The sequence below is a fragment of the Paraburkholderia sp. AV2 genome (assembly GCF_054968425.1).
The window spans coordinates 38,600-58,741 of the sequence record NZ_JBANLK010000027.1; the positions used below are offsets into that span (position 1 = coordinate 38,600).

Below are 20,142 nucleotides of genomic sequence, written 5' to 3' on the forward strand. Positions count from 1 at the left end.
GCCGGCCCCACCGCCGCCTCGCTTCCTGTGCCCGGTTGCACCGCGGGCAAGGTCTACGACAGCGCCTCAGTCGGCCGCGTGCTCCACCACGAGCTGCACGCGCGAAACGCCGTTCCAGGTGTCGCGCACGAGCCGGTAGGCGACGGTGGTGCGCTGCGGCAGCGGGTCGGTGTGATTGAACCAGATCGCATTGAAGCGCTGGCGGCCGCGCAGGAGCTGCAGTTTCAGGTGCTTGTCCTTCACGAGCGCCTGCGAGGCCACCTCGAATTCGCCCGCGAACACGGGTGCCGGGAAGCCCTGGCCCCAGACGGCCGCGTCGAGCATTTCGACGAAATCGGGCGTGAAGTAGGCGTCTTCGAGGTCGCCGTCGGTTTCCACGGTGCGCGCGAGCGCTTCCGCCGAAAGCCATTCGCGGCCCACGCGCTCGAAGGCGTCGGCAAAACGCGGCACGTCCGCGGCGGCGAGCGTGAGACCGGCCGCCATCGCGTGGCCGCCGAACTTGTGGATGAGGCCGGGCTCGCGCTTCGAAATCAGGTCGACGGCGTCGCGCAGATGGAAACCGGGGATCGAGCGGCCCGAGCCCTTCACGAGTTCGCCGCCTTCGTCGGCGGGTGCGAACGTGAACGACGGGCGGTGGAATTTCTCCTTCAGCCGCCCGGCCACGATGCCGATCACGCCCTGATGCCAGCCCGGATTGAACAGCGTGAGCGTGGCCTTGCCTTGCGGATCGATATCGGCGAGATCGGCGAGCGCCTGCTGCTGCATGCCGGCCTCGATCTCGCGCCGTTCGCGGTTCATCGTGTCGAGTTGCTGCGCGAGCGCCCAGGCGCGGCCCACGTCGTCGGTGGTCAGGCACTCGATGCCGAGCGACATGTCCGAGAGGCGCCCCGCCGCATTCAGACGCGGGCCGACCGCGAAGCCGAGATCGAAGCCCGACGCGGTGCGCGCTTCGCGCCCCGCGGCGCGAAAGAGCGCCGCGATGCCGGGCTGCATGCGGCCGTTGCGGATGCGCTGCAGTCCTTGCGCCACCAGCACGCGGTTGTTGCAGTCGAGCTTCACGACGTCGGCTACCGTGCCGAGCGCGACGAGGTCGAGCAGGCCGTCCAGACGCGGCTCGGGCCGGCCGTCCGCGAACGCGCCGCGGCGGCGCAGTTCCGCGCGCAGGGCGAGCAGCACGTAGAACATGACGCCCACGCCCGCGATGCACTTGCTCTCGAACGCGCAATCCGCCTGGTTCGGGTTCACGATCGCGCGGGCGGCGGGGAGCGTGTCGCCGGGCAGATGGTGGTCGGTGACGAGCACATCGATGCCGAGTGCGTTCGCGGCTTCCACGCCGTCCACGCTCGCGATGCCGTTATCGACCGTGATCAGCAGCTCCGGCTTGCCGCCGGGGCGCTGCGCGGCCAGCGCGACGATCTCGGGCGTGAGCCCGTAGCCGTATTCGAAGCGGTTCGGCACGAGATAGTCGATCTGCGCGCCGAGCATGCGCAGCCCGCGCACGGCGACCGCGCAGGCGGTGGCGCCGTCGCAGTCGTAGTCGGCGACCACGAGCATGCGGCGGTTCGCTTCGAGCGCGTCGGCGAGGAGCATCGCGGCGTCGTCGAGGCCTTTCATCGCGGCGGGCGGCAAGAGACGTGCGAGGCCGGTTTCGATTTCATCGGGCTGGCAGATGCCGCGCGAGGCGTAAAGGCGCGCGAGCACGGGATGCAGGCCGTGACGGACGAGGGCTTCGGCGTCGGCGGGAGAAGAGGCGCGGGTGACGATTCGGGTCATGCAGGGCGGCTTGCGTGGTTGGGTTTATTCGATGAAGAGCGACGCGAATGCGCGGCGCCGCCAGAACTTGCGCAGATCGCCGCGCGTGATCGAGAGATCGACCGAGCCCGTGTCGCCGCACAGCGTGAGGCCGAGCGCGCCCAGTTCGCCGGCTTCGAGCGCGGCGAGCGCGGGCGCGAGCCAGTCGCGCTCGAGCATTGCGAACGCGGCGTTCCACCGTCCCCAGTCCTGCTGGATGAACGGTGCGGAAAACGGGTCGAGTTCGACTAGCGTGGCGGCGGATTCGTTGTTCGGTGCCAGGCGGGCTTCCGGTCCGCCTTGTTCGTTCCATGCGGCGAACGAGGCGGGCACGGCGCCCACCGGGACGCCCGCCGCCATGGCGACGCCCCGCGTGGCGGCCGCGTCCGAGCGTACGCGCGCGAACGGGCTCTGCACGGGGCGCAGCGTGCCTTGCGCGTGAAGCCAGATCGAATTCACGGCGGGCTGGCCGCGGGCTTCGCGAGCCTCGTTGACGGGATGCTCGAACCAGGCCATCTGCACTTCGTTCTGCACTTTCATCCAGGCGCGCGAACGCTGGCCCGAGCCGGCCTCGTGCGGCAACCAGATCTCGATGTTGCGGCCGCTCGCTCGCAGCGGCGAGGCCGCGGCAAGCGTGCCGAAGGCGTCGCCCGAAAAATACCAGCGTGTAGGCGTGGGGGCTTCGACGCGCACGCCCAGTTCCTCGATGAGCGGCTTCGCGACGGCATAGAGCGTCGCGGCGTCGGCGTCGTCGAGTTCGAGCGAGGCCGGATCGATCAGCACCAGATGGTCGTGCGCGATGCGCACATGCACGGGCTGCACGCAAGCCCACCTGGCGTCGCCGGGCGTGCCGCCGTCGGCCAGCAGCATGTAGGGGGCGAGCGGAGCTTCATCGTCGGGTGCCGGCTGGGCGTTGGCCGCACCTTGGCCAGCCGCACCGGAGCCGGCCGCCCCCAGGGCCACGCCAAAGCGTCTCGCGACCCAGCGTTCGTGCGGCAGCGTGCGCTGGAAATCTTCGCCGATCACGGTCTCGCCCGCGCTCGCGCGCGCAACGAGCTTGTCGAGCGCCGGGGTGGCGAGTCCGGCAAGCGCCGTCGAGGCCGCCGCGGCCGACGGCAGCGCGAACGGGATGAGCAGATGGAGTCGGTCGGCGGGCATGATGGGCCGAATTGTACTTCGCGGCCTCACCCCGCGGACCGCCAGTGTGGCAAACTTCGCGCTTGATCGCCGCCGTGATGGCGCCCTGTTGCCCGGCAAAGGGCGCTTCCACTCCGGCGGTCGGCACCAGGCACGCAGACAAGGACTCGCTTGAAACTTCCCTACGAATGGCAGATAGGCTGGCGCTACACGCGCGCCGGCAAGCGCACGACCGGCAACGGTTTCATCTCGTTCATCGCGCTCGTTTCCATGTCGGGCATCGCGCTCGGCGTCGCGGCGCTGATCGTCGTGCTCTCGGTAATGAACGGGTTCCAGCGCGACGTGCGCGACCGCATGCTCTCCGTGCTTGCGCACATCGAGATTTTCTCGCCCACGGGCTCGATGCCCGACTGGCAGCTCACGGCCAGGGAGGCGAAGACCAACCGCGAGGTGATCGGCGCCGCGCCGTACGTCGATGCCCAGGCGCTGCTCACGCGCGGCGACAGCCTGAGCGGCGTCGCGCTGCGCGGCATCGAGCCCTCCGAAGAGCCGCAGGTCTCCGATATCGACAAGGACATGAAGGCGGGCAGCCTCAACGACCTCACGCCGGGCAGCTGGAACATCGTGCTGGGCGCCGATCTCGCGTCGAGCCTCGGCGTGCAGGTGGGCGACAAGGTCACGCTCGTCGCGCCCGAGGGCTCGATCACGCCCGCGGGCATGCTGCCGCGCCTGAAGCAGTTCACGGTCGTGGGCGTGTTCGAATCGGGGCACTACGAGTACGACAGCACGCTTGCGCTCACCAACATCCACGACGCCGAGATCCTCTACCGGCTGCCGGCGCCAAGCGGCGTGCGGCTGCGCCTGAAGGACATGCAACGGGCGCCGGCCGTGGCGCGCCAGCTCGTGCATACGCTCTCGGGCGACCTCTACATCCGCGACTGGACGCAGCAGAACAAGACCTGGTTCTCCGCCGTGCAGATCGAAAAGCGCATGATGTTCATCATTCTCACGCTCATCATCGCCGTCGCGGCGTTCAATCTCGTTTCCTCGCTCGTGATGACCGTTACCAACAAGCAGGCCGACATCGCCATCCTGCGCACGCTGGGTGCGCAGCCCGGCTCGATCATGAAGATCTTCTTCGTGCAGGGCGTGACAATCGGCTTCGTCGGCACGGGCCTTGGCGTCGCGCTCGGCTGTCTGATCGCCTGGAGCATCCCGTGGACCGTGCCGGCCATCGAGCACGTCCTCGGCGTGCAGTTCCTGCCGCCGTCCGTTTATTTCATCAGCGAGCTGCCTTCGGAACTCGTTGCCTCCGACGTGATCCGCATCGGCTTGATTGCGTTCGTGCTGTCCGCGCTCGCGACGCTCTATCCGAGCTGGCGCGCGGCCAAGGTTCGCCCTGCGGAGGCGCTGCGCTATGAATGACCGTCAATCGCTGCTCGCGGCCGCGGGCGATTATCCGTACGTGCTCGAAGCGCACGGCGTCTCCAAGACCTTCGGCCAGGGCGGCCTCCAGGTGGAGGTGCTGCGCTACACCGAACTCAAGGTGCGGCGCGGCGAGAAGCTCGCGATCGTGGGCGCCTCGGGCTCGGGCAAGAGCACGCTGCTGCATGTGCTGGGCGGCCTCGACGAGCCCGGTGCGGGCAAGGTCTCGGTGCTCGGCAAGCCGTTCACCGAGCTTTCGGAGCGCGAGCGCAACGATCTGCGCAACCGGGCGCTCGGCTTCGTTTATCAGTTCCACCATCTGCTGCCGGAGTTCACGGCGCTCGACAACGTCGCGATGCCGCTGCGCATTCGCCGCCTGCCGCAGGAGGCGGCGCGTCACGAGGCGCTCGCGATGCTCGACCGCGTGGGGCTCGCGCATCGCGCAAAGCATCGTCCGGGCGAGCTTTCGGGCGGCGAGCGGCAGCGCGTGGCGATTGCGCGCGCACTCGTGACGAAGCCCGCCTGCGTGCTCGCCGACGAGCCGACCGGCAACCTCGACGGCAGCACGGCGGACACGGTCTTCAACCTGATGCTCGAACTGTCCGGTTCGTTCGATACGAGCTTCGTGATCGTCACGCACGATACCGACCTCGCGGCGCGTTGCGACCGCATCGTCCGGCTGCGCGACGGCATACTGCACGAGGAGCCGGTCGTCCCGGTTTAAGCGCGCCATGTGGACCGATACGCACTGTCATCTCGACGCCGCCGAATTCGACGCGGACCGCGATGCGGTCATCTCGGCGGCGCGTTCGGCGGGCGTCTCGCGCATCGTCATTCCGGCGGTGGCGCGCGAGAACTTCGCGACGGTGCGCGCGCTCGCGCATCGTGTGGAAGGCGCCGTGTACGCGCTCGGCATCCATCCGCTCTACACCCCTCAGGCCCGCGACGACGACCTCGATGCGCTGCGCCGCGAAATCGAGGCGAGTCTTGCCGATCCGTGTTTCATCGGCATCGGCGAGATCGGACTCGACTACTTCGTTCCGGGACTCGACGACGCGCGGCAGCAGCACTTCTACGACGCCCAATTGAAGCTCGCGCGCGAATTCGGCCTGCCGGCGATCTGTCACGTGCGCAAATCGCAGGACCAGGTGCTCAAGGGCTTGCGACGCAACGGCGTGCATCAGGGCATCGCGCATGCGTTCAACGGCAGTTTCCAGCAGGCGCGGGCCTTCATCGATCACGGGATGCATCTGGGCTTCGGCGGCAACGTGACGTTCGAACGCGCGTTGCAGATCCGGCGGCTCGCCGAGCAGTTGCCGCTGGATGCGATCGTCATGGAAACCGACGCGCCCGACATCTCTCCCGCCTGGCTCTACCGCGAGCGCAACACGCCGGACCAGGTGCCGCGCATCGGTGCCGTCCTCGCAGGCTTGCGCAGCCTCGCTCCCGACGAACTCGCCCTTGGCACAACGGCTAACGCTGCGGCAGCGCTGCCGCGGCTCGCGCTTTCGTCTGCATAATCGGTTCGAAGGCGGCGCGACGGCAGCCTGCTGCGTGGGGTGCCTGCGTGGCCTGCGTTCGCGTCTCGCGTAGTCCGCACGTCGTGCCACCATCGTGACCCCGTCGCGCCGCCTCGAATGCCGGGAGGGACGATGCGGGCGGTATGGTGCGGATTTGCGCTAGGTGTGTTCGGGTTGCAGCAGCAGGCGGCGCTGCCGGGGTGGGGCGGCTGGCTCGCGCTGGTCGCTGCTGCGGCGGCCGCGGCAGGCTGGGGCATATGGGTGCTTGCAGGTGCGCGCGAAGACGACGGCGATTCGGCGGATTCAACGGGTGAAAAAGCGCGGGAGCCTGTCTATGTGGCCGACGCCGGAGGCCGTCTGCGGCGCTGGCTTCGCGTCTCGCGGCGCGCGAGCGGCTGGCTGGCCGTATGGCTCGCGGCGGCCTGCGCGGGCTTCGGCTATGCCGCGTGGCGTGCGGAACTGCGTCTTGCCGAAGCCTTGCCCTACGCCTGGCAGTCGCGCGATATCGAAATCACCGGTTACATCGCGGGCTTGCCGGTTTATGGACCGGACGGCGCGCGCTTTCCTTTCGTGGTTCAGGCCTGGCATGCGCCGGCCACGAGCGGGCAACTGCCGCGCAGGATCCAGCTGGCGTGGGTGGCCCGCGATACACCGCTTCCACCGCTCGAACCCGGTGCGTGCTGGCGCCTCATGGTGCGTCTGAAACGCCCTCACGGCGAAGGCAATTTCGGCTTGCGCAACGCGGCGGAGGCCATGCTCGAACGCGGCATTCGCGCAACGGGCTACGTCAGCGACGTCACGCACGCGAGGCGTTTGCCCGACGATGCGCACGGCATCGGGCTCGCCATCGAGCGCTGGCGTGCGGCGCTACGTGAGCGCATCGATACGGTGCTTGCCGACGCCCCGCATCGCGGCATCGTGGTCGCGCTCGCTACCGGCGCGCAGGACGCGGTCAGCGACGCCGACTGGCGCCTGATGCGCAGCACCGGCACGAGTCATCTGGTCGCCATTTCCGGTCTGCACCTTGCCTTTGTCGCCGGGCTGACAGGCTGGCTGGCGGGCGCGTTCTGGCGGCGCGCGCGCTGGCGAGGCGTGGAGGCTCCGCTCGTCGTGCCCGCGCAGAAGATCGCGGTGGCCGGCGCTTTGTGCGCGGCCGTCGTCCACGCCGCGCTGGCGGGCTTCAACGTGCCGGTGCAGCGTGCGCTCTGGATGCTGGCCGTGGCCGCTGCGGCGCTGCTCTCCGGCCGCAACGTGGCGAGGTCGCAGGTGCTGGCGTGGGCATTGGGGCTCGTGCTGGTGCGCGATCCATGGGCGGTGACGGCCGCGGGCTTCTGGCTCTCGTTCAGCGCTGTCGCGGCAATACTCTTCGCGGCGTCGGGCGTGCCCAGGAAACGTGGCCCGGAGCCGTTCGGCGATCAGGCCGGAGTGCGCGATCCGATGAGCGAAGCGGGCCGTACGAGTGCGCCGGATGCGAAGAAAGCGTGGCGCCTGCGGAGCGTCGCGCACCGCTTTGGCGCGAAGCTCACCGACGGCGCGCGCGTTCAATGGGCGGTGACGATTGCGCTTGCGCCGCTCACGGCATACTGGTTCGCGCAGATTCCGCTGATCGGGCCGTTCGCGAACGCTTTGGCCATTCCGTTCGTGAGCATGCTCGTCACGCCCACGGTGCTCATAAGCGTGGCGCTGCCTGCGCCGCTCGACGCCTGGGCGCTGCACTGCGCGCATGCCATGCTCGATCAGCTCGCCGTCATGCTGACGTGGTTCTCCGGCATCCCCTGGGCCATGCTGCGCCTCCCGCAACCGAATGTCTGGGCATTGGCCTGCGCGGCGCTGGGCGTTGCATGGTGCCTCGCGCCGCGCGGCTGGCCGTTGCGCTGGATCGCGCCGTTCATGTGGCTGCCGCTTCTCGTGCCCGCGCCTGCGGGCCCGCCTCCCGGCACATTCCGCCTTACCGCGCTCGATATCGGACAGGGCAACTCGGTGCTCGTGGAAACGTCGCGGCACACGCTCCTCTTCGACACCGGACCCGGACCGGAATCGACACACGCCGGGGAGCGTATCGTCGCCCCGTATCTGCAGGCGCACGGTGTGCTGCGCCTGGATACCCTCATGGTGAGCCACGACGACTCGGACCACTCGGGCGGCGCCCAGGCCGTGCTCGACGAGATCGGCGTGGGCGAGTTCGTTGCAGGCATCCTGCCGCGGCATCCGCTCTGGGCCAGCGCTCGCCGGGCCGGGGCCCAGCTTGTCCAATGCGCCGCGGGCCAGCGCTGGCGTTGGGACGGCGTCGATTTCGAGGTGCTCTGGCCCGACGCCGGGCCGCTCGTCGGCAAGCCGAACGCGCATTGCTGCGTGCTGCGCATTTCGGCGGCGGGGCAGGGCGCGACCACCGCCGCGCTCCTCGTTGCCGACATCGAGGCGCCGGTCGAGCGCACGCTCGTCGGCCGCGCGCATGCCGACGGCGAGGGGCGCGTCGCGCTGCGCGCAGACGTGCTGCTCGTGCCGCACCACGGCAGCCGCACGTCATCAACTGAACCGTTCCTCGATTCTGTCGCGCCGCGCATCGCCATATTTCAGGTAGGCTATTTGAATCGCTTTCACCACCCGAATCCGGGCGTGTTTGCGCGTTACCTGGCCCGGCACATCGTTCTCACGCGCAGCGACGCGGATGGCGCCGTGCGTATCGAGGCGAGCCCCGGCGCGCTGACGGTCGAGCGTTACGGCGATACGCAGCGCCGCTACTGGATGGACGCTTCGGACAACGCTTCGGACAAACCCGGCGGTCCGGACCCGGGCTGAAGCCGGGGCGGCAGAAAGAAGACCCAGATACGGAGAGGAGACAAGAACGCTTTGAAGAACGTCATCCACTTTTCGCACGCGAACGGCTTTCCCGCCTCGACCTACCGGACGCTTTTCGCCGAACTCGGCGACAGCTACGAACTGCGCTACATCGAGCGCATCGGTCACGACGCACGCTTTCCGGTCACGCGCGACTGGCCGCATCTCGTCGACCAGTTGCTGGAGGACATAGGCGGCCGCTACGAATATCCCGTATGGCTGGTCGGTCATTCGCTCGGCGGCTATCTTTCGCTGATGGCGGCGCTGAGGAAGCCGCAGTGGGTGCGCGGGGTCGTGATGCTCGACTCGCCGGTGATCGCGGGCTGGCGCAGCGGCATGTTGAGGATGTCGCAGTGGACGGGGCTCGACGAACACCTCTCGCCCGCCGCCGCAACGCGCACGCGCCGCACTTCGTGGGCGAATCGCGACGAAGCCTGGCGGCACTTCCATGCGAAACCCGCGTTTGCGCGCTGGGACGAACGCGTTCTCTCCGATTACGTCGATTTCGGTATTCCTCAGACCTCGGCCGACGGCACGCGCACCCTCGCCTTCGACCGCCGCACGGAGTACCTGATCTACCGCACGCTGCCGCATACGTTCGGCACGCGCCTCGTGCATGGCTCGCCGGTGCCGGTCAGCTTCATTGCGGGCACGCAGTCGAAGGAAGTGCGCCAGGTGGGGCTCACGGCGACGCGGCACCTGGCCGGCGAGCGGTTCGAATGGATCGAAGGCAGCCATCTCTATCCGATGGAGCGGCCTATCGAAACGGCGCGCGCGATCCAGCGCCTGCTGTACTCGATGGACGACCTCGCCTGAGGACGCCGCAAGGCCGCCGCCGGCCCGGCTGGCATGACCTCGCCGGCGAACGGACGTGCGGCTTCCCGCTCGCCGCGGGTGCGCATGGGCACGCGCAAAAAGCAGGGTTAGCCCTTGCTTTACGGTATAATCCGTTTTTCCCGCGAGCATTCAGCGATGACCAAATATGTTTTCGTCACCGGCGGCGTAGTTTCGTCCCTGGGCAAGGGTATTGCCGCCGCCTCCCTCGCCGCGATCCTCGAATCGCGCGGTCTGAAAGTCACCCTCCTCAAGCTCGATCCCTACATCAACGTCGACCCCGGCACGATGAGCCCGTTTCAGCACGGCGAAGTGTTCGTGACGGAAGACGGAGCGGAAACCGACCTCGACCTCGGCCACTATGAGCGCTTCATCAGCACGAAGATGCGCAAGGCCAACAACTTCACCACGGGCCAGATCTACGAATCGGTGATCCGCAAGGAGCGCCGCGGCGACTATCTGGGCAAGACCGTGCAGGTCATCCCGCACATCACGAACGAGATCCAGGCATTCGTCGAACGCGGCGCGGCATCCGCGACGTGCGGCGAACCCGATGTCGCGATCGTCGAAGTGGGCGGCACGGTGGGCGACATCGAATCGCTGCCGTTCCTCGAAGCCGCGCGCCAGATGAGCCTGCGCCTCGGCCGCAACAGCGCATGCTTCGTGCACCTCACGCTGGTGCCGTTCATCGCCACCGCGGGCGAACTGAAGACCAAGCCCACGCAGCACAGCGTGCAGAAGCTGCGCGAAATCGGTATCTATCCGAACGTGCTGCTGTGCCGCGCCGACCGTCCGATTCCCGACGACGAGCGCTCCAAGATTTCGATGTTCTCCAACGTGCCCGAAGACGCCGTGATCTCGGTGTGGGACGCGGACAGCATCTACAAGATCCCGCAGATGCTGCACGACCAGGGCCTCGACTCGATCGTCTGCGACGAGCTCAAGCTTTCCGCGAAGCCGGCCGACCTCTCGATCTGGTCGGAGATGGTCGAGAAGCTCGAACACCCGAAGCACGAAGTCACGATCGGCATGGTCGGCAAGTACGTCGATCTGACCGAGTCGTACAAGTCGCTCATCGAAGCGCTGCGTCACGCGTCGATCAAGACCTCGACGAAGGTGAACATCGAGTACATCGACTCCGAGCAGATCGACGAAGAGGGCGTGGGCAGCCTCAAGCACCTCGACGCGATTCTCGTGCCGGGCGGCTTCGGCCGCCGCGGCACCGAAGGCAAGATCAAGGCCATTCAGTACGCCCGCGAAGCGAAGGTGCCGTATCTCGGCATCTGCCTCGGCATGCAGCTCGCCGTGATCGAATTCGCGCGCGACGTCGTCGGTCTGAAGCACGCGAACAGCACGGAATTCGATCCGGACACGCCAGACCGCGTGGTCGCGCTCATCACCGAATGGGCCGACCGCGAAGGCAAGGTCGAAAAGCGCACCGAAGATTCGGACCTGGGCGGCACGATGCGCCTCGGGTCGCAGCGCTGCCCGATCAAGCCCGGCACGATGGCGGCAGAGATCTATGGCAAGGACGTGAACGAGCGTCACCGTCACCGTTATGAAGTCAATAACGGCTACGTGCCCAGGCTGGAAGCGGGCGGCCTTATCATCAGCGCCCGTACCCCGGCCGAAGACCTGCCGGAAATGATGGAGCTGCCGCGCGACATGCACCCGTGGTTCGTCGGCGTTCAGTTCCACCCGGAATTCACGTCCACGCCGCGTGACGGCCATCCGCTCTTCAAGGCGTATGTCGAAGCGGCGCTCGCGCACCAGCTCTCGCGCGCCGAGGAGAAAGCATGAATCTGTGCGGTTTCGAGGTTGGCCTTGACAAGCCGTTCTTCCTGATTGCGGGCACCTGTGTCGTCGAATCGGAGCAGATGACGATCGACGTGGCGGGCCGCCTGAAGGAAATCACGTCGAAGCTCGGCATCCCGTTCATCTACAAGTCGTCCTACGACAAGGCCAATCGTTCGAGCGGCAAGTCGTTCCGCGGCCTCGGGATGGACGAGGGTCTGCGCATTCTTTCCGAGGTGAAGCGCCAACTCGGCCTGGCCGTGCTGACCGACGTGCACACGGAAGAGGAGATCGGGCCGGTGGCTTCGGTCGTGGACGTCCTGCAGACGCCCGCGTTCCTGTGCCGCCAGACCGACTTCATCCACGCGTGCGCGCGTTCGGGCAAGCCGGTCAACATCAAGAAAGGCCAGTTCCTCGCGCCGCACGACATGAAGAACGTGATCGACAAGGCGCGCGATGCGGCGCGCGAGGCGGGTCTTTCCGAAGACCGCTTCATGGCCTGCGAGCGCGGTGTCTCGTTCGGTTACAACAACCTCGTTTCGGACATGCGCTCGCTCGCGATCATGCGCGAGACCGGCGCGCCGGTCGTGTTCGACGCGACCCACTCGGTGCAACTGCCGGGCGGGCAGGGCACGAGTTCGGGCGGCCAGCGCGAATTCGTGCCGGTGCTCGCGCGCGCGGCAGTGGCCACGGGCATCGCGGGCATCTTCATGGAGACGCACCCGAAGCCCGCCGAGGCGAAGTCGGACGGTCCGAACGCCGTGCCGCTGAACCGCATGGCGGACCTGCTCGAAACGCTCGTGACGCTGGACCAGGCGGTCAAGCGCGCGCCGTTCCTCGAGAGCGACTTCAACTGATCGAATGTGCGTGCCGCGCCGGTTGCATAACCGGTTGCACGAGCGGCGCGATGGAGGAGTCACGCGGCGGGTGGGCCCGAGGCCGGAGCCCATGCGCCGCGCGTAGTAGGCAAGGCATCGTGGCAGTGCGGCGGTTGCGCGACGAGCGTGAACGCGGCGCTGCGGAAAGCAAGAGTTACTGTCATTTCCTGAGGAAACCATGAGTGCAATCGTAGATATCATCGGTCGCGAGATTCTGGATTCGCGCGGCAATCCCACCGTCGAATGCGACGTGCTGCTCGAATCGGGCACGATGGGCCGCGCGGCAGTGCCGTCGGGCGCATCGACGGGTTCGCGCGAAGCGATCGAGCTGCGCGACGGCGAAGCCGGCCGCTACAACGGCAAGGGCGTGCTGAAGGCTGTCGAGCACATCAACACCGAAATCTCCGAGGCGATCATGGGCCTCGACGCGTCGGAACAGGCCTTTCTCGACAAGACCCTGCTCGAACTCGACGGCACCGACAACAAGTCGCGCCTCGGCGCGAACGCGATGCTGGCCGTTTCGATGGCCGTCGCGAAGGCCGCCGCTGAAGAAGCCGGCCTGCCGCTGTACCGCTACTTCGGCGGCTCGGGCGCGATGCAACTGCCGGTCCCGATGATGAACATCGTCAACGGCGGCGCGCACGCGAACAACAGCCTGGATATCCAGGAATTCATGATCGTGCCGGTGAGCCAGCCGACCTTCCGCGAAGCGCTGCGTTGCGGCGCGGAAGTGTTCCACGCGCTCAAGAAGATCCTTTCGGATCGCGGCATGAGCACGGCCGTGGGCGACGAAGGCGGTTTCGCGCCGAACTTCGGCAGCAACGACGAGTGCCTCTCGACCATCCTGCAAGCCATCGAGAAGGCCGGCTACCGTGCCGGTGAAGACGTGCTGCTCGCGCTCGACTGCGCGGCGAGCGAGTTCTACCACGACGGCAAGTACCAGCTTGCGGGCGAAGGCCTGCAGCTTTCGTCGGCCGAATTCGCCGACTACCTTGCGGCGCTCGCGGACAAGTTCCCGATCGTCTCGATCGAAGATGGCATGCACGAGTCCGACTGGGCCGGCTGGAAGATCCTGACCGACAAGCTCGGCAAGAAGATCCAGCTCGTCGGCGACGACCTGTTTGTCACCAACACGCGCATCCTGAAGGAAGGCATCGAGAAGGGCATCGCCAACTCGATCCTCATCAAGATCAACCAGATCGGCACGCTGACGGAAACCTTCGCAGCAATCGAAATGGCCAAGCGCGCCGGTTACACGGCCGTGATTTCGCACCGTTCGGGCGAAACCGAAGACTCGACGATCGCGGACATCGCCGTGGGCCTGAACGCCGGCCAGATCAAGACCGGCTCGCTCTCGCGCAGCGACCGCATCTCGAAGTACAACCAGTTGCTGCGCATCGAGGAAGATCTCGGCGATATCGCCAGCTACCCGGGCAAGTCGGCGTTCTACAATCTGCGCTGAATTCGCGTTGATCTGTAGCGGACGTCGGCAACCGCCTTGCTGATCCTCTTCGATTCCGTTCTCCGCCGCCCTGCGTTCAGCGCAGGGCGGCGTGTATTTATCCGGCACCTTTCATGCGGCTCGTCACTGTCGTTTTGATCATCTTGCTGGCGCTGATCCAGTATCCGCTCTGGTGGGGCCACGGCGGCTGGCTGCGCGTGCATGAACTGCAAGGGCAGCTTGCCCGCCAGTTGAAGCAGAACGACGACGAGAAGGCGCGCAACGACCGTGTCGCCGGCGAGGTGCAGGATCTGCAGAACGGCACTGCGGCCGTCGAGGAACGCGCCCGCTATGAGATGGGGATGGTGAAGGACGGCGAGTTGTTCGTGCAGTTCGTCTCGCCGAACCAGCCGCTGCCGACGCCGGCCGGTTCGTCGAATACGTCGACGCGTGGCGTGATGTCGGATGCGCCGGTGAAGGTCGTGCCGAATCCGGTGTCGCGCGTGCCCGACAAGAAACACGCGCACGTGAAGGAAGCGAAGAAGAAGGTGGGTTGAGTGCCCCCGCCAGCTAGCGCGGCATCAGCGAATCACCAGCCCCAACCCCAGCCGGGGTAGCCCACGCCGATCCCGGTGCCCCAGCCGTGACCCCAGCCGCCGCCGCCGTAATAGCTGCCGTAGAACGTGACGGGCGGCGCGTAGTAGCGCGACCAGGCCTCGGCGGCCGCTTCGGTTGCCATGGCGCGGTCCTGGTCGGCCATGACCTGGCGGTCGATGGCGTCGTAGCGTGCGCGCTCTTCAGGCGTAAGCGGCTCGGCGCTCGCCGGTATGCCGGACTGGTCCGCGGGCAGGCGGCTGTAGATCGGCGAGGGGCCGCGCGGGTCCAGCGTACAGCCGCTCGTTAGCGCAACGCCTGCGCCGAGCGCGGTCAGTATCGCGAACGCCGCAAGGCGTCCCCTCGTAGCGTGCGACCGGTTTGCGGAGCCTTGTCTTTTCTTCATGCCGCGAACCGCGCTCAATGACGCCGGTCCGTCGCCGGAGCGACTCCGTCCGAGAGCCCCGGGGCCGCGAAAAGTTGCGCCACGTCCACAGGGTCGAACTCATAGCGCTGGTTGCAGTAGTCGCAGTGAATCTCGACGTGGCCGCGTTCCTCGATCACGCTTTCCACTTCCTCGTGGCCCAGCATCTTCAGCATCGAGCCTACTTTTTCGCGCGAGCAGGTGCACTGGAAGCGCGTCTGCGCGGGTTCGAAGTGACGCACGTTCTCCTGCCAGAAGAGACGGCGGAACAAGGTCTGCGGCTCCTGTTCGAGCAGTTCTTCGCGCGACAACGTCCCGCCCAGTGCGCATACGCGCTCCCACGTGTCGGCGTCGTGTTCCCCGGCGTGCGGCACGATGCCGCCGTCGCCGGGCAGCTTCTGCAGCAGCATGCCCACGGCGCGATCGTCGTTGGCCGCGAGCCACAGGCGCGTGTCGAGCTGCTCCGAGTGGCGCATGTAGTGCTCCAGCACCTCGGCGATCGAAGGGAGCGGGCCGTCCTCGCCGTTCAGCGGCACGATGCCCTGGTACGGCTGCTGGCCCGGCTGCTTGTTGGCCGGATCGAGCGTGATCACGCAGCGGCCCTTGCCGCTCAGGTTGATGAGGGTGGCGAGCGTCATGTCGCCCGGCAGGGCGGCCGCTTCCTCGGCCGACAGGCCGTCGGCGAGACGCGCCGTCGCGCGCATCGAGAGATCCGAGCCGCACTGCACGACCAGCATCCGCACGGGGCCGTCGCCGAAGATCTGCATGATCAGCGTGCCGTCGAACTTGAGATTGGCGGAGAGCAGGGCGCACGCGGCCATCATCTCGCCGAGCACGGTCTGCACCGGCGCGGGATATTGACGGCGCGTCAGCACCTCCTGCCACGTGCTGCGCAGGGAGACGATCTCACCGCGCACCGGAGCGGCGCTGAACAAGAATTTCTGCAACTGGTCGTTCACTATCTTTTCCTTCGTTTCGAATCGTGTGGCGCAGCCTGGTCCGGCGAGGCCGGCAGGCGCCCTGCGGCCTCTAGCCGATCCGCACGAGCTGCGCCTTGAAAAACTCGCGACGCTTCGCATACACGTCCGCGTTGCGCTTGAGGCCCGCGATGTCGGCCTCGGTCAGTTCGCGCACCACTTTCGCCGGCGCGCCGAGAATCAGCGAGTTGTCGGGGAACACCTTGCCTTCGGTCACCACCGCGCCCGCACCGACCAGACAGTTGCGGCCGATCACCGCACCATTCAAGACCACGGCCTGAATGCCGATCAGCGCGCCTTCCTTCACCGTGCAGCCGTGCAGCATGGCCTGGTGGCCGATCGTCACGTTGGCTTCCACCGTGAGCGGGTAGCCCGGGTCCGTATGCAAGACCGCGCCTTCCTGGACGTTGCTGCGCTCGCCGATCCTGATCGGCTCGTTGTCGCCGCGCAGCGTCGCGCCGAACCAGACGCTCGAATCCTCGGCGAGCGTCACGTTGCCGACGATGGTCGCGTTGTCCGCGACGAACACGCTCTCGTGAATGGTGGGTGCGGCTTCGCCAAGCTTGTAGATGGTCACGGTGCTACGTCTCCAGTGCGTTGTCGGTGGGCTGACTGCGGCCTGAGTCGCCCGGCAGATGAATCGCGTATTGTAAACGCTTGCGCGAGGACGGCCTTCCGTGCCGCGCGGCGCGCCTGCGCCAATCTTTGTTTCCGCTTTCCCTTCGTTGCCGATGAATTTCGTTGTTTCCCGTGATCCCGCGACGGCTGACCACGCGTCGCAGATGCCCGAAAACTGGCGCCGCGTTGCGCTCGCCGCGCTGCGCGAGCGCGACCCTGCCGCCAAGGCCGACGCGGTGCGGGCCCTACACGCGCGCGTGACAGACGCTGCCGCGCGCGGTGCGCCACGCTGGGAGGCGCCACTGCGGATCGCAGCGCCCGCCGGTCTCCCGGGGCGGCCCGCGCGTCCCGAACTGGTCGAGCCGCGTCTGTTGCAACGGCGCAGCATGAGCACGCCGCAAGGCCGTGTGGTGCTGCTGCATGCGCTGGCGCATATCGAGTTCAACGCCATCAATCTCGCGCTCGACGCCGTCTGGCGTTTTCCGGACATGCCCGACGCGTTCTACGCCGACTGGCTGAAAGTCGCCGCAGAGGAGGCGTATCACTTCTCGCTGCTGCGCGCCCGTCTGGCCGACTACGGCCACGCGTACGGCGATTTCCCGGCTCACAACGGACTGTGGGAGATGTGCGAGCGTACCCAGGACGACGTTCTCGCGCGCATGGCGCTCGTACCGCGCGCGCTGGAAGCGCGCGGGCTCGACGCCTCGCCGCCGATCCGCGCGCGGCTCGTGCAGGCGGGCGATAACGAGTCGGCGGCGATTCTCGACGTGATCCTGCGCGACGAGGTGGGGCACGTGCGGATCGGCAATCACTGGTTCCGCCATCTGTGCGACGCACGAGGCCTCGATCCGCATAGGGCCTGGCTCGCGCTGGCGCAGCAGTACAACGCGCCGAAGATGCGCGGGCCGTTCAACCTGGAAGCGCGCCGCTCGGCGGGCTTCGATCAGGCCGAGCTGGATGCGCTCGCCGCGCAGGATGCGGCGGAGCAGGCGGCCGCCGATGGGCGCAGGCAGGCGGGAGGCGATGAAAAAAGCGACGAAAAAAACGGCAAAAAAGGCGACAAAAAATAAGCGCAAGCGTCCGACGGAATCGCCCGATATAATCGAACGACCATTCTTTTTTCTCGCCCACGCATGAACGTCTCCCGCTCCGAATTCGTCGAAGTCCACGGTATCCGTCTGCACGTGCGCCGCTGGGGCGCCGACGACGCTCCCATCCTGTTCATGCTGCACGGCTGGATGGACGTTGCCGCCTCGTTTCAGTTCGTCGTCGATGCGCTGGGCGGCAACTGGCAGGTGATCGCGCCCGACATGCGCGGCTTCGGCCTCTCCGATTGGCCGGCTACCCGGCAGGGCGGCGGCAGCTACTGGTTCTACGACTACCTCGCCGACCTGGACGGCCTGCTCGAACGCTACGCGAGCACTGGCGAGGTCAATCTGGTCGGCCACAGCATGGGCGCGAACATCGCGTGTCTTTACGCGGGCGTGCGCCCCAAGCGCGTGCGCCGGGTAGTCGATCTCGAAGGTTTCGGCATGCCGGCCACTGCGGCCGTCCAGGCGCCGAAGCGAGTGCGCGCGTGGCTCGACGAGTTGCGCGAGCCGCCGAAGCTGCGCCACTACGCCTCGCTCGACGACGTGGCCGCGCGCCTCGTGAAGACGAATCCGCGCCTTGCCGCTTCGCGGGCGCGCTTTCTTGCGCAGCACTGGTCGAAGCCCGACGGGGAGGGCGGCTACATGCTGCTCGCCGACGCAGCGCACAAGATGCGCAGCCCGCTCCTGTACCGGCTCGACGAGGTGACGGCGATCTGGTCGCAGGTGCGCGCGAAAGTGCTGCACGTCGAGGCGGCCGGCTCGGAGACGCTCGCGCGCCTTGCGGGCGCGGTGCCGATCGCGGAATTCAGGGCGCGTTTCGAAGCGTTTCCCGACTGGCGCGAACGCATCATCGACGACGCGGGACACATGGTTCACCACGACCAGCCGGAGATCGTCGCGCAACTGATCGAGGCATTCTGCGCATAGCCGCAAAACCTGCGACGAAACGTTCTGGCCCGGGTTTGTCCGGTTTGCCCATATAACACCGCGAGGAGGCGGGCGGCGAGGGGGCGGCTGTTCGCGCCCGGACGGCCTCATTGCATTGCAGTAAAATAACGGCTGAATCTCGACTGGATAGCGATGAACGCCGATCTGCACTGTCACTCCACCGTCTCGGACGGCCAACTGGCCCCCGCTGCCGTTGCACGGCTGGCGCATGCGGGCGGGGTGACGCTGTGGTCGCTCACCGATCACGACGAAATCGGCGGCCAGCACGAGGCGCGCGAAGCGGCTACGGCGCTTGGCATGCGCTATGTGTGCGGCGTCGAGATCTCGGTTACGTGGGCGTCGCGCACCGTGCATATCGTCGGGCTCAACGTGGATCCCGACTGCCAGTCGCTCGTGGAAGGGCTTGCGCGCACGCGCAACGGCCGCGCCGCACGGGCCGAAGCGATCGGCGAGCGGCTCGGCGAACTGGGCATCCCGGGCGCCTACGAAGGCGCGCTGCGCTACGTCTCCAATCCCGACCTGATCTCGCGCACGCATTTTGCCCGCCACCTCGTCGAATCGGGCCGGGCGCAGAACACCCAGGATGCGTTTTCGCGCTGGCTCGGCGAAGGCAAGCCCGGCTATATCTCGCACCGCTGGGCCAGGCTTGCCGACGCCGTCGGCTGGATCCAGGCGGCAGGCGGCGAGGCGATCGTCGCGCATCCGGGCCGCTACCGCTACACGGCGCTCGAATTCGACACGTTCTTCGGCGAGTTCATCGACCTCGGCGGCAAGGCCATCGAAGTCGTGACCGGCAGCCACACGCCGGACCAGTACGGCGAGTACGCCGCCGTCGCACGCCGCTTCGGTTTCGAGGCGTCGCGTGGCTCGGACTTCCACGCTCCGGGCCCGGACGTCATCCTGCCCGGCAGCCTGCCGCCCCTGCCTTCCGGTCTCAAGCCCGTCTGGCAACGATGGCTGTAGGCCGCCGTGCCGTGCGGCCTGCACGGTACGTCTGGCACGCCATCCCGCGCCGCGTTTTGTCTGCCTTGCCGCACCCTCGCGTACCCTTGCCGCATCGCCTGCCGCCGCTTGCCGTATCGTGTGGCCGTACGCACGTTGAAAGACGCGGTTTGAAGTACGATCAGGCACCCAACGTTTCCCGTCGCCTCCTGTTCGCTGATCACTGCCATGTCCCAGTACTTTCGGCTTCATCCCGAGAACCCGCAGCCGCGCCTCGTCAAGCAGGCGGCGCAGATCGTCCGCGAGGGCGGCGTGATCGCGCTGCCGACCGATTCGAGCTATGCGCTCGCGGCGCGCATCGACGACAAGCCGGCCGCCGAGCGCCTGCGCCGCATTCGCGGACTCGACGAGAAGGCGCTGCTTTCGCTGATGGTGCGCGATCTCTCGGAACTGGCGAACTTCGCGATGGTGGATAACCAGCAGTACCGGCTCATCAAGTCGGTGACGCCGGGACCTTATGTGTTCGTGCTGCAGGCGACGAAGGAAGTGCCGCGCCGGCTCTCGCATCCGTCGCGCAAGACGATCGGGCTGCGCGTGCCGGGCCATGCGATTCCGCTCGCGATCCTCGAAGAGCTCGGCGAGCCGCTGCTCGCGACCACGCTGATCCTGCCGCCGGATACCGATCCGCTCAACGATCCCGAGGAGATTCGCGAGCGTCTCGAGAAGCAGCTCGACCTCGTGATCGACGGCGGCGCCTGTCCGCGCGAGCCTTCGACGATCATCGACCTCACGGGCGCCGAGCCGGTGCTCGTGCGCGCGGGGCGCGGAAGCCTTGCGCCGTTCGGTCTCGAAGAAGAGGCCTGAGCCACCGCCGGCCCGCCGACCGTGGG

General features: G+C 67.4%; 18 protein-coding genes. 13 read left to right on the forward strand and 5 right to left on the reverse strand.

The features are described 5' to 3' along the window. Positions 1-66 precede the first annotated feature (66 nt). Together recJ and V8683_RS18990 are read right to left on the reverse strand one after the other, a co-directional pair. Entirely contained in the window at positions 67-1,773 is a 1,707-nt protein-coding gene (recJ, locus tag V8683_RS18985) for a single-stranded-DNA-specific exonuclease RecJ (RefSeq protein ID WP_411189930.1), read from the reverse strand. Between the two features lie 24 nt (positions 1,774-1,797). Beyond that, positions 1,798-2,961: a regulator gene (locus V8683_RS18990; protein WP_411190573.1), complete on the reverse strand. Its 1,164-nt coding sequence runs from the start codon at positions 2,959-2,961 to the stop codon at positions 1,798-1,800. Positions 2,962-3,099: 138 nt separating this feature from the next. Between V8683_RS18990 and V8683_RS18995 the strand changes: the two genes are divergently transcribed. From V8683_RS18995 to ftsB, 9 genes are all read left to right on the forward strand, one after another. Continuing rightward, positions 3,100-4,353: a lipoprotein-releasing ABC transporter permease subunit gene (locus V8683_RS18995; RefSeq protein ID WP_411189929.1), complete on the forward strand. Its 1,254-nt coding sequence runs from the start codon at positions 3,100-3,102 to the stop codon at positions 4,351-4,353. After that, positions 4,346-5,077: an ABC transporter ATP-binding protein gene (locus V8683_RS19000; protein WP_411189928.1), complete on the forward strand. Its 732-nt coding sequence runs from the start codon at positions 4,346-4,348 to the stop codon at positions 5,075-5,077. Before V8683_RS18995 ends, V8683_RS19000 begins: the two co-directional genes overlap by 8 nt. A 7-nt stretch (positions 5,078-5,084) precedes the next feature. Continuing rightward, the gene (locus V8683_RS19005) at positions 5,085-5,873 is read left to right on the forward strand and encodes a TatD family hydrolase (protein ID WP_411189927.1); all 789 of its coding nucleotides are present in this window, start codon (positions 5,085-5,087) and stop codon (positions 5,871-5,873) included. 132 nt (positions 5,874-6,005) lie between these two features. Then, complete coding sequence (locus V8683_RS19010; protein WP_411189926.1) at positions 6,006-8,672, forward strand: ComEC/Rec2 family competence protein; 2,667 nt, start codon at positions 6,006-6,008, stop codon at positions 8,670-8,672. Positions 8,673-8,723: 51 nt separating this feature from the next. Then, positions 8,724-9,527, forward strand: coding sequence for an alpha/beta fold hydrolase (locus V8683_RS19015; protein ID WP_411189925.1), 804 nt, complete (start codon positions 8,724-8,726; stop codon positions 9,525-9,527). Between the two features lie 156 nt (positions 9,528-9,683). Continuing rightward, a complete protein-coding gene (locus V8683_RS19020) occupies positions 9,684-11,345 on the forward strand; it encodes a CTP synthase (RefSeq protein WP_411189923.1) in 1,662 nt (553 codons plus the stop codon). Continuing rightward, positions 11,342-12,196: a 3-deoxy-8-phosphooctulonate synthase gene (gene kdsA, locus V8683_RS19025; RefSeq protein ID WP_411189922.1), complete on the forward strand. Its 855-nt coding sequence runs from the start codon at positions 11,342-11,344 to the stop codon at positions 12,194-12,196. Before V8683_RS19020 ends, kdsA begins: the two co-directional genes overlap by 4 nt. Positions 12,197-12,395: 199 nt before the next feature. Continuing rightward, positions 12,396-13,679 carry a phosphopyruvate hydratase gene (gene eno / locus V8683_RS19030; RefSeq protein WP_411189921.1) on the forward strand — a complete coding sequence of 428 codons (1,284 nt, stop codon included), beginning with the start codon at positions 12,396-12,398 and terminating at the stop codon, positions 13,677-13,679. A gap of 113 nt (positions 13,680-13,792) precedes the next feature. Then, a complete protein-coding gene (gene ftsB / locus V8683_RS19035; protein WP_411189920.1) occupies positions 13,793-14,215 on the forward strand; it encodes a cell division protein FtsB in 423 nt (140 codons plus the stop codon). A 32-nt stretch (positions 14,216-14,247) separates the two neighbouring features. On the opposite strand, the gene V8683_RS19040 is transcribed toward ftsB, so the two are convergent. The 3 genes from V8683_RS19040 to V8683_RS19050 form a co-directional block, all read right to left on the reverse strand. Further along, positions 14,248-14,658: a hypothetical protein gene (locus tag V8683_RS19040; protein ID WP_411189919.1), complete on the reverse strand. Its 411-nt coding sequence runs from the start codon at positions 14,656-14,658 to the stop codon at positions 14,248-14,250. A 14-nt stretch (positions 14,659-14,672) separates the two neighbouring features. Next, positions 14,673-15,635 carry an Hsp33 family molecular chaperone HslO gene (gene hslO, locus V8683_RS19045; protein WP_411189918.1) on the reverse strand — a complete coding sequence of 321 codons (963 nt, stop codon included), beginning with the start codon at positions 15,633-15,635 and terminating at the stop codon, positions 14,673-14,675. A gap of 70 nt (positions 15,636-15,705) precedes the next feature. Beyond that, complete coding sequence (locus V8683_RS19050) at positions 15,706-16,230, reverse strand: gamma carbonic anhydrase family protein (protein WP_411189917.1); 525 nt, start codon at positions 16,228-16,230, stop codon at positions 15,706-15,708. A gap of 205 nt (positions 16,231-16,435) precedes the next feature. On the opposite strand from V8683_RS19050, the gene V8683_RS19055 reads away from it, so the two are divergent. From V8683_RS19055 to V8683_RS19070, 4 genes are all read left to right on the forward strand, one after another. Then, a complete protein-coding gene (locus V8683_RS19055) occupies positions 16,436-17,341 on the forward strand; it encodes a ferritin-like domain-containing protein (RefSeq protein ID WP_411189916.1) in 906 nt (301 codons plus the stop codon). A gap of 63 nt (positions 17,342-17,404) precedes the next feature. Beyond that, positions 17,405-18,289 (forward strand): alpha/beta fold hydrolase, encoded by an 885-nt coding sequence (locus tag V8683_RS19060; protein WP_411189915.1) that lies wholly within the window; start codon positions 17,405-17,407, stop codon positions 18,287-18,289. A 153-nt stretch (positions 18,290-18,442) separates the two neighbouring features. Further along, complete coding sequence (locus tag V8683_RS19065; protein WP_411189914.1) at positions 18,443-19,273, forward strand: 3',5'-nucleoside bisphosphate phosphatase; 831 nt, start codon at positions 18,443-18,445, stop codon at positions 19,271-19,273. A 207-nt stretch (positions 19,274-19,480) separates the two neighbouring features. Then, the gene (locus V8683_RS19070) at positions 19,481-20,116 is read left to right on the forward strand and encodes an L-threonylcarbamoyladenylate synthase (protein WP_411189913.1); all 636 of its coding nucleotides are present in this window, start codon (positions 19,481-19,483) and stop codon (positions 20,114-20,116) included. Positions 20,117-20,142 lie beyond the last annotated feature (26 nt).

Bases quoted from the DNA above. Each gene is read 5' to 3' on its own strand.
- recJ (WP_411189930.1), bottom strand. From the start codon at position 1,773: ATGACCCGAATCGTCACCCGCGCCTCTTCTCCCGCCGACGCCGAAGCC.
- V8683_RS19000 (WP_411189928.1), top strand. From the start codon at position 4,346: ATGAATGACCGTCAATCGCTGCTCGCGGCCGCGGGCGATTATCCGTAC.
- V8683_RS19005 (WP_411189927.1), top strand. From the start codon at position 5,085: ATGTGGACCGATACGCACTGTCATCTCGACGCCGCCGAATTCGACGCG.
- V8683_RS19010 (WP_411189926.1), top strand. From the start codon at position 6,006: ATGCGGGCGGTATGGTGCGGATTTGCGCTAGGTGTGTTCGGGTTGCAG.
- V8683_RS19020 (WP_411189923.1), top strand. From the start codon at position 9,684: ATGACCAAATATGTTTTCGTCACCGGCGGCGTAGTTTCGTCCCTGGGC.
- kdsA (WP_411189922.1), top strand. From the start codon at position 11,342: ATGAATCTGTGCGGTTTCGAGGTTGGCCTTGACAAGCCGTTCTTCCTG.
- eno (WP_411189921.1), top strand. From the start codon at position 12,396: ATGAGTGCAATCGTAGATATCATCGGTCGCGAGATTCTGGATTCGCGC.
- ftsB (WP_411189920.1), top strand. From the start codon at position 13,793: ATGCGGCTCGTCACTGTCGTTTTGATCATCTTGCTGGCGCTGATCCAG.
- V8683_RS19040 (WP_411189919.1), bottom strand. From the start codon at position 14,658: ATGAAGAAAAGACAAGGCTCCGCAAACCGGTCGCACGCTACGAGGGGA.
- V8683_RS19055 (WP_411189916.1), top strand. From the start codon at position 16,436: ATGCCCGAAAACTGGCGCCGCGTTGCGCTCGCCGCGCTGCGCGAGCGC.
- V8683_RS19060 (WP_411189915.1), top strand. From the start codon at position 17,405: ATGAACGTCTCCCGCTCCGAATTCGTCGAAGTCCACGGTATCCGTCTG.
- V8683_RS19065 (WP_411189914.1), top strand. From the start codon at position 18,443: ATGAACGCCGATCTGCACTGTCACTCCACCGTCTCGGACGGCCAACTG.
- V8683_RS19070 (WP_411189913.1), top strand. From the start codon at position 19,481: ATGTCCCAGTACTTTCGGCTTCATCCCGAGAACCCGCAGCCGCGCCTC.